Source organism: Rhodoluna sp. (assembly GCF_044232805.1).
Lineage (GTDB): Bacteria > Actinomycetota > Actinomycetes > Actinomycetales > Microbacteriaceae > Rhodoluna.
The window spans coordinates 39,376-47,564 of record NZ_JBIILG010000007.1 but is presented as its reverse complement, the minus strand read 5'-3'; the positions used below and the strand labels follow the sequence as shown (position 1 = coordinate 47,564).

The following is an 8,189-nucleotide window of genomic DNA, read 5'->3' as shown; positions in this document are numbered from 1 at the left end:
CACGCCCTGAATTCTTCCCTCTCTGATCATGAGCTCCACAGATTCCAAAGCTAGGTAGGGGTTAACAGCAGCCGCACCATAACCAACAAGAGCGGCAATATGGTGCACCTCGCGAACATCGCCAGCTTCCACCACCAAGCCGACCATTGTGCGTCGACCGGTCCTTATCAAGTGATGATGTACTGCCGAAGTTAAAAGTAGTGAAGGGATTGGAGCTAAATCACGGTTGGAATCACGATCTGAAAGAACCAAGTAGGTGATGCCATCGGCAATTGCCTGATCAACTTCGGCGTAGATCTCAACAAGGCGCTTTTCTAGGCCAACGCTCCCCTCGGATAGCCGATAGAGACCTCTAACGACAAACGCCTCGCCGCCACCAGGCATTTCGTCGATGTGCTTGATTTTTGCAAGCTCGTCATTGCTTAGAGCTGGAAAATCAATAATCACCTGTTGTGCATGATTTGGCCCCGCACTCAAAAGATTTCTTTCTGGACCGATACCGGTAGCAAGCGAAGTAACAACCTGCTCGCGTATCGAATCCAGCGGCGGATTGGTTACCTGCGCAAACTGCTGAACAAAGTAGTCAAAAAGTAACCTTGGTCTATCAGAGATCGCAGCGATTGGCGTGTCAGAGCCCATTGCTCCAAGTGGTTCAGCCCCGTTTTTTGCCATTGGCATCAGTAGCACTCTGAGTTCCTCGTCAGTGAACCCAAAAGTTCTCTGACGACGGTTCACAGACGATGAGGTGTGTGCAATGTGCTCTCGTTCAGGCAGATCACGCAAGTTGATTCGGTTATCCGACAACCAACTATCCCAAGGCTCTGAAGACGCCACTTGGGACTTGATTTCCTCATCTTCAATGATTCGACCTTCAACGGTGTCGACTAAGAACATCTTCCCAGGCTGAAGCTTGCCCTTTCTGACAACCTTGGACGGATCGATGTCAACAACTCCCGCTTCGGATGCCAGAACAACCAATCCGTCTTCGGTGACCAGGTATCGACCTGGTCTAAGGCCGTTGCGATCGAGGGTCGCTCCAACCAGATCACCGTCAGTGAAGATAACTGCTGCTGGACCATCCCAAGGCTCCATCATCAATGAGTGATACTCGTAGAAACTCTTTCTAGCAGGATCAATTACCTGCTGAGACTCCCAAGCTTCAGGAATCATCATCATCATGGCGTGCGGTAGCGATCTTCCTGCCAAATACAAAAGTTCCAGAACCTCATCAAACGATGCGCTGTCGCTTGCTCCCTTGGTGATTACGGGCTTGAGTGATTCGATGTCACCGAGCACATCGGATTGCAATTGGGCTTCACGAGCCTTCATCCAATTGCGATTTCCCCGAATAGTGTTTATCTCACCATTGTGAGCAATCATTCGATATGGATGGGCAAGAGGCCAGGACGGAAAGGTGTTCGTCGAGAATCTGGAGTGAACAAGAGCGAGAGTAGAAACCATCCCTGGATCACTAAGCTCCGGAAAAAAGGGCTCTAGCTGAAGGGTTGTAACCATTCCTTTGTAAACAATTGTCTTACTCGAGAGCGAAGGGTGATAAACGCCAATGCTTTTCTCACTGGCTCTTCTCAGGCGATAGAGCTTTCGCTCTAGGTCCATGCCAGTAAGGCCCGAGACACTTTTTACAAACACTTGACCGATAAACGGCATTGCCTGCCTTGATAGCTCTCCTAGAACATCTGGATTTGTCGGAACATCGCGCCAGAACAAAACCTCTAGATCTTCTTGGTTAGCTAGCTCAGCAAACTTCTGACGTTCAGCGCTGCGTGTATCTACATCCTTGGACTCAAAAACAAGTCCAGCTCCATAGCTACCTGCTGGTGGCAGATTACTTCCAAGTTCCCGCCTAAAAAATGCATCAGGAATTTGAATTAGGATTCCAGCGCCATCACCTGTCCCAGCGTCGGAACCGATTGCACCCCGGTGGTCAAGGTTTCGAAGAGCACCGAGAGCTGTTTGAATAATGTCGTGGCCTGGAGTTCCCCTCAAGGTTGCAACAAGCGCAAGCCCGCAGGCATCCTTTTCGGATTCCTGCTGATACAAACCAGAGCTAGGCCAATTGGCAAAGCGCTCAAAGGGTGAAATGGGCATTGCGCGTTGTCTCCATTCGAAATATTGAAGGGACAACGCTGGCCCGCAAAACAGTTCTAAAACTGGAACCAGGCACTTGTGATGCCAAATTAGCCTTGTGGGGCTACTTCTCAGATACTAGCTTATCCTCTGGCTCTGCAGCAGAGTCATCTTTGCCTTTTGGCTCGCGACCTACAAGGTAGGAGGAGAGTTCAAGACCAGTGTGCTTACGATGAGAGATAACCATAACCGCAAGTCCTACGATGATCCCGACAATGGCTGACCAGATGTTGATTCGCAAACCCAGCACTATCTCGCTTGGGTCTATCCGGATGGCTTCGACCCAGACCCTGCCAACCGAGTAATAGATGAAGTAAAGACCAATCATTCGGCCCCAACGCAGGTTGAACCTCTTGTCAGCGGCGAGCAGGAGTGCCACTCCAATTAGCGACCAAATTGATTCGTATAAAAATGTTGGATGAAACAAGACACCCTCCGGCAAGCCAGCAGGGTATGCGGGGTTGCTGCTCGAAATCTCCAAGCCCCATGGAAGATCGGTCGGTAGCCCAAATAGCTCATTGTTAAAGTAGTTACCCCAGCGACCTATTGCTTGAGCAAGCAAAATGCCAGGAGCCACGGCGTCCAAATATGAAGTGAACTTGATTCCCGACTTTCTTGATCCAATATAGGCACCCACTGCACCAAACACTAAGGCCCCGTAGATTGCCAATCCGCCCTCCCAAATTCGAAATGGTGCAAGCAGGTCAGCGCCCTGATAAAAGTAGTCATTGGGATGAGTGATCACGTGGAAGAATCTTCCTCCCAGAATTCCAAATGGTATCGCCCAGAACGACACATCTAATGCAACTCCAGCCTCGACTCCCCTGGCCTTGAGTCTGGACTCAGTAAGCAAGAGAGCGATAATGATTCCAGTGAGGATAAAAAGTGCATAGAAATGAATCCTTAGAGGACCAAGCTCAATGTAGCTAATATCCGGTGATGCGATTGATGTCACAATGTGGAACAGATTCATCTCAGCTCTTTCCTTTTGCCAATTCTCTAACCTTAGCCGTTAGCCCAACAAGCCCCTTACTTGCGTAAGCGGCTATGAATGCGGAACCGACGATAGCTCCGTCCGCATAACTGTTCACTTGCCGAACCTGGTCCTCTGTTGAGATACCGATGCCAACGGCAGTGAGAGATTTTGGTGCGTTGCTGCGCACTCTAGAAACAACTTCCTTCGCCTTTGCGTCTAGATCCTCACGCGCACCAGTGATACCCATCGTAGAAACCGCATAGACAAAACCACGTGAGCTCTCGCTGGCATTGCCAACTCTCGAGTCGCTGGATGAGGGTGTGGCAAGAAAAACACGATCAAGATTTTGAGCATCGGTAGCGGAAATCCACTTGGTAGCCTCATCGGGTATCAAGTCAGGTGTGATTGCTCCAACCGCACCAGAATCGGCGAGATCGGAAGCAAACCGCTCCACTCCGTAAGCCAGCACTGGGTTCCAGTAGGTCATAACTAATACAGGGGCCTTGACCCTCGAAGTGATCTTTCTGATCGCTTCAAAGGCATTACTGAGTCGAAAACCATTCTCGAGCGCTTCTTCTGTTGCTTTTTGAATAACTATTCCATCCATAACTGGATCGCTATAGGGAATACCCAACTCAAGAACGTCTACCCCAGATTCACACATTGCAACCGCTGCCTCAATCGAGTCATCAAGTGTGGGGTAGCCCAGAGGGAAGTATCCAATCAAGGAGCCACCGCTTTGCTTGTTGGCCCGAAGAGTGTCCTCAGTTCTGCTCATCTAGACCAATCCGAAATACTTGGCCGCTGTTTCCATGTCCTTATCACCGCGGCCGCTGAGGTTCACAAGCACCTTGCTACCTGGTTTCAAAGTTGGCATCAATTGCGAAATACCGGCAAGCGCGTGGGCAGTTTCTATTGCGGGGATGATCCCCTCTGTTCGACTAAGAGTTCTAAGAGCCTCCATAGCCTCTGAATCGGTCACCGGAATATACTCAGCCCTGCCGATGTCCTTCAACCAAGAATGCTCTGGGCCAACGCCTGGATAGTCAAGACCCGCAGATATCGAATGTGATTCAAGAGTTTGACCATCTTCATCTTGCAGCAGGTAGCTCATTGCCCCGTGCAATACACCAGGTCGACCCGCACTTAGCGTAGCCGCATGCCTTCCGGTGGCAACCCCATCTCCAGCGGCTTCCATCCCAACAAGTCGAACGTCATCGTCTAAAAAGGCGTGGAAGATTCCAATTGCATTTGAGCCCCCGCCAACACAAGCAACAACTGCGTCCGGAAGCGAACCAGTTTCGTCAAGCATCTGCTGCCTAGCCTCGATGCCAATCACGGAATGGAAATCACGAACCATGGTTGGGAACGGATGGGGGCCAGCAACCGTACCAAGCAGGTAATGAGTGCCGTCTACGTTTGCCACCCAGTCACGCAAGGCTTCATTTATCGCATCTTTTAGAGTTCTACTACCAGTCTTGACTGCTATTACTTCTGCGCCAAGAAGTCGCATTCTGGCAACATTCAGGGATTGTCTAACAGTGTCGACCTCACCCATGTATACAACACACTCAAGGCCAAGTAATGCCGCCGCAGTTGCACTGGCCACACCGTGCTGGCCGGCTCCTGTTTCTGCAATGATCCTTCGTTTGCCCATTCTTTTTGCAAGCAAAGCTTGCCCAAGAACGTTATTGATCTTGTGTGAGCCGGTGTGGTTTAAATCTTCACGCTTGAGAAAAACTCGAATATCACCAAGGGTGGCAGCAAACTTTGGTGCCTCCGTAATTATCGAAGGACGGCCGGTATAGGTCTTGTGCAAGTGAGCCAACTCTTCGATAAACGAAGGATCCTTCTTGGCCTCTTGGTAGGTTCGGTCAAGCTCATCCAAGGCAGCAATAAGCGATTCAGGAACAAATCTCCCACCAAACTCACCAAAGTATGGTCCAACTTGATCCGCGAGTTTTTCTGACATCTATTAAGCCTACGACTTCTTCACTTCACTGAAAGAGCTAACGAGTTCCGAAGCGTTACCAGTTACTAAGGCCTCTCCCACCAATACGCAGTCCGCTCCATAGGAGGCATACTCTTGAACATCAGCTACGCTACGAACAGCCGATTCAGCAATCTTGATGGATCCATCGGGCACCAGCGAAGCCAATCGACCAAACAAGGATCGGTCGGTTTCAAAGGTGCCTAGATCCCTGGCATTGATTCCTATAAGTCTCGATTCAACTTCGCATGCACGCAGTACTTCTTGCTCTGAGTGAGTTTCAACAAGGGCGGCCATACCCAATTGCTCAGTAAAGACCTTGAGTCTAGACAATGTCTTTTGGTCCAGCCCGGCGACGATAAGCAGAACCATGTCCGCGCCATGAGCGCGAGCTTCGAGCACCTGGTACTCGTTTGCGATGAAATCCTTACGCAAAATAGGAACTCCAACTGCACCTCGAACCTCATCGAGGTCCTCCAGGCTTCCAAGAAAGCTCCTTGCCTCGGTCAAAACACTAACCGCAGCCGCTCCAGCTTCCTCATAAGACTTGGCAAGAGCTGCGGGGTCCTCAATCTTGGCAATGCTTCCGCGGGATGGACTAGCTCGCTTAATCTCTGCAATAACTCGGATGTTCGAAGGACTTAGCAGAAAAAGCTCGGCGTCGATTGCCTCTGGCGCCCTAAGGGCCAGCTTCTCAACTTGCTTAAGTGGAAAAAGTTCTTCGCGTTCAGCGGCGTCTCTAATTGCACCGGCGTAAAGATCAAAAAGCAATTAGTTCTTTGACTTCGATCCGCCAACACCAAAACCTGCACGCTTCAGATACCAACCAGCAATCGGTCCTAGGGCGGCCAGTCCGGCGCTAGCCCAAACTAGAAGAGCCTGGTCAAGCCAAAAAAAGAGCGTGCCGAGGGAAAACGCGACAATGACCACGGACACTGTTACCCACGCGGCAAGTGAATCCCCGTGACCTGGCTCGGCGCTATTTGCAGACATTACTTCTCCTCTTTGGCTTCAACTTTATCAGTTCAATTTTAGTTTTGGCTGCTCCAGAGGTCCTCGGGTAGCTGAGAATTTGACCTTGACGTCTTTGTCTTAAGACTCTTGTGAGGCAACAGAGCTAAAAATGCCAGAAGCACCGAGTTGAGAGCCGCGCATATAAGAAATAGCGTGGTGAAGACTCCTACCGTGCTTGAAACCACGAATTCAGAAGTCGAAAGCTCTTCCAACACACCGGTCTGAGATGCTAGCGCCCTCATAAGTGTCGCTTGGACCCGATCTTCCGAATTCAGCGCGATCTCAAAAATGGTCCAGATCATCAAAGGCAGTGAGGTTGCAGCAAGGACTCTGGTAACCATCGGTTTTACGAGCAGGCTAACCAGAGTTAACACAACTTGCAGCGCGATAAGTGTTCCAACAACTGGGAAAGCCATGAAGCCGTTGATGCTAATTACACCGCCACCAGCACTCTCCGAGACCTCGAAACTTTGCCAACTTTGGCCTGCTGTGATGGCTAGCAAAGCAAGGGAAACTAGCCAGCTAAGCAGAGCTTGCGTTTTTGTCACGAAAGCTTCCTCATAGTGTTTGCTATTGCAATTGCCTTGAGTGGTGCTGAGGCTTTGGAGATTGTCTCCTGGTTTTCAGATTCTGGAACGGAGTCTAGGACGATGCCTGCACCAGCTTGGACATAGCCCTTACCATCACGAAGGACAACAGTGCGAATAGCAATCGCCAAATCGGCATTACCGGAAAAGTCGAAGTAACCAACAACACCGCCAAAGAGTCCTCTATTGATTGGTTCTAGCTCATGGATAACGGAGAGAGCCATTGGTTTCGGGGCCCCTGATAAAGTTCCAGCTGGAAAAGTTGCCCTAACAACATCGACGGCAGAAGAGCCGGCCGAGATCTTTCCCTCAACTGTTGAAACCAAATGCATGATGTGGCTGTATCTTTCGACTGTCATGAACTCGGTGACAGAAACAGAATCTGGAGCACATACCTTCAATAGATCGTTGCGCGCAAGATCAACGAGCATAAGGTGCTCAGCTTGCTCCTTCTTGTCGGCTAGAAGGTCTTCTGCCAGTCTGCTGTCTTCCTCACCTGTTGCCCCTCTAGGTCTTGAGCCGGCAATGGGATGGAGTATGGCCGAATCCTGATTCACCTTCACCAAAGCCTCGGGTGATGATCCGACAACAGAAAATACACCAGTGGAGTCTTCAAGATTTAGTAAGTACATGTATGGGCTTGGATTCAGTGCCCTCAAGCTCCTGTAGACATCAAGCGCTGTTGCAGCAACATCCATCTCAAAACGCTGTGAAACCACTACTTGGAAGACGTCACCTAATTCAACTCGAGCCTTTGCCCTTTCGACCATCGATATGAACTCTTGATCGCTACTGCTCCGCTTGTACTCAAGTGGCGCATTGGTGTCGATTTCAGCAATGAACGGTAGTTGTGTCGAGAGCAGATCAGACTTCAGTTTCTGAATTCGCGCCACTGACTTCTCGTACTCTTGCCCGATGTCGGTAGAGTCCGTCAAGTACAGGTTCGAAATTAGCTTCAAGGTTGAATCAGCGTGATCGACCACCACCAAATCCCTTAGTAATGAAAACGCCATTTCTGGAATCTGGTAGGACCCTGACTTTGGTGCTGGAAGAATCTCAATCTCATTGACAACACCCCAACTCAGAAAGCCCACCATTCCAGACACCAGTGGCGGTAGCCCTGGCGTCGGAGCTGCTCTAAAGAATTTCTGGATTGACTCGATTGCATCCAAGCCGCTGTTATCTGAAACCAAAGATGCAACCAAAGAGCTGATCTGACTTGGCTCTGCTTCAATCCAGCGAACAGCTGATCCTTCTTTTAGTAGCATCCCTAGATTTGAAACACCAATAAACGAATACCTTGACCAGACGCCTTGCTCCGCTGACTCAAGCAGAAATGTCCCGGTAGAGTCGCCAGCGAGTTTCTCGAAAATCGAAAGTGGGGTCTCACTGCCTGAAAACAGTGTGGTAACAAGTGGAATAACGCGGAATTGTTCCGAAAGCCTTTTTGCCTCTTCAAGCGAAATCATGCAAT

8 protein-coding genes are annotated in these 8,189 nt (G+C 49.9%); all 8 read right to left on the bottom strand.

Features of this window, described 5'->3' with window-relative positions:
* On the bottom strand, positions 1–2,109 hold a 2,109-nt coding region (locus AC9UES_RS02275; RefSeq protein WP_509526385.1), incomplete at its 3' end, for a glutamate synthase central domain-containing protein.
* A 103-nt stretch (positions 2,110–2,212) separates the two neighbouring features.
* Positions 2,213–3,121: a prolipoprotein diacylglyceryl transferase gene (gene lgt, locus AC9UES_RS02270; RefSeq protein ID WP_509526383.1), complete on the bottom strand. Its 909-nt coding sequence runs from the start codon at positions 3,119–3,121 to the stop codon at positions 2,213–2,215.
* Position 3,122: 1 nt separating this feature from the next.
* The gene (gene trpA / locus AC9UES_RS02265; protein ID WP_509526380.1) at positions 3,123–3,902 is read right to left on the bottom strand and encodes a tryptophan synthase subunit alpha; all 780 of its coding nucleotides are present in this window, start codon (positions 3,900–3,902) and stop codon (positions 3,123–3,125) included.
* Complete coding sequence (trpB, locus tag AC9UES_RS02260; RefSeq protein WP_509526377.1) at positions 3,903–5,096, bottom strand: tryptophan synthase subunit beta; 1,194 nt, start codon at positions 5,094–5,096, stop codon at positions 3,903–3,905.
* Positions 5,097–5,105: 9 nt separating this feature from the next.
* On the bottom strand, positions 5,106–5,885 hold the full coding sequence (gene trpC / locus AC9UES_RS02255) for an indole-3-glycerol phosphate synthase TrpC (RefSeq protein WP_509526374.1): 780 nt from the start codon (positions 5,883–5,885) through the stop codon (positions 5,106–5,108).
* A complete protein-coding gene (locus AC9UES_RS02250; RefSeq protein ID WP_509526371.1) occupies positions 5,886–6,107 on the bottom strand; it encodes a DUF6704 family protein in 222 nt (73 codons plus the stop codon).
* A 38-nt stretch (positions 6,108–6,145) separates the two neighbouring features.
* Positions 6,146–6,676 (bottom strand): hypothetical protein, encoded by a 531-nt coding sequence (locus AC9UES_RS02245; protein ID WP_509526368.1) that lies wholly within the window; start codon positions 6,674–6,676, stop codon positions 6,146–6,148.
* Positions 6,673–8,184, bottom strand: a complete 1,512-nt coding sequence (locus AC9UES_RS02240) for a chorismate-binding protein (RefSeq protein WP_509526365.1) — start codon at positions 8,182–8,184, stop codon at positions 6,673–6,675. The genes AC9UES_RS02245 and AC9UES_RS02240 overlap by 4 nt, the downstream gene beginning before the upstream one ends.
* Between the last annotated feature and the right edge of the window lie 5 nt (positions 8,185–8,189).

Coding starts and splice junctions, on each gene's coding strand:
- lgt (WP_509526383.1), bottom strand. CDS start 3,121: ATGAATCTGTTCCACATTGTGACATCAATCGCATCACCGGATATTAGC.
- trpA (WP_509526380.1), bottom strand. CDS start 3,902: ATGAGCAGAACTGAGGACACTCTTCGGGCCAACAAGCAAAGCGGTGGC.
- trpB (WP_509526377.1), bottom strand. CDS start 5,096: ATGTCAGAAAAACTCGCGGATCAAGTTGGACCATACTTTGGTGAGTTT.
- AC9UES_RS02250 (WP_509526371.1), bottom strand. CDS start 6,107: ATGTCTGCAAATAGCGCCGAGCCAGGTCACGGGGATTCACTTGCCGCG.
- AC9UES_RS02240 (WP_509526365.1), bottom strand. CDS start 8,184: ATGATTTCGCTTGAAGAGGCAAAAAGGCTTTCGGAACAATTCCGCGTT.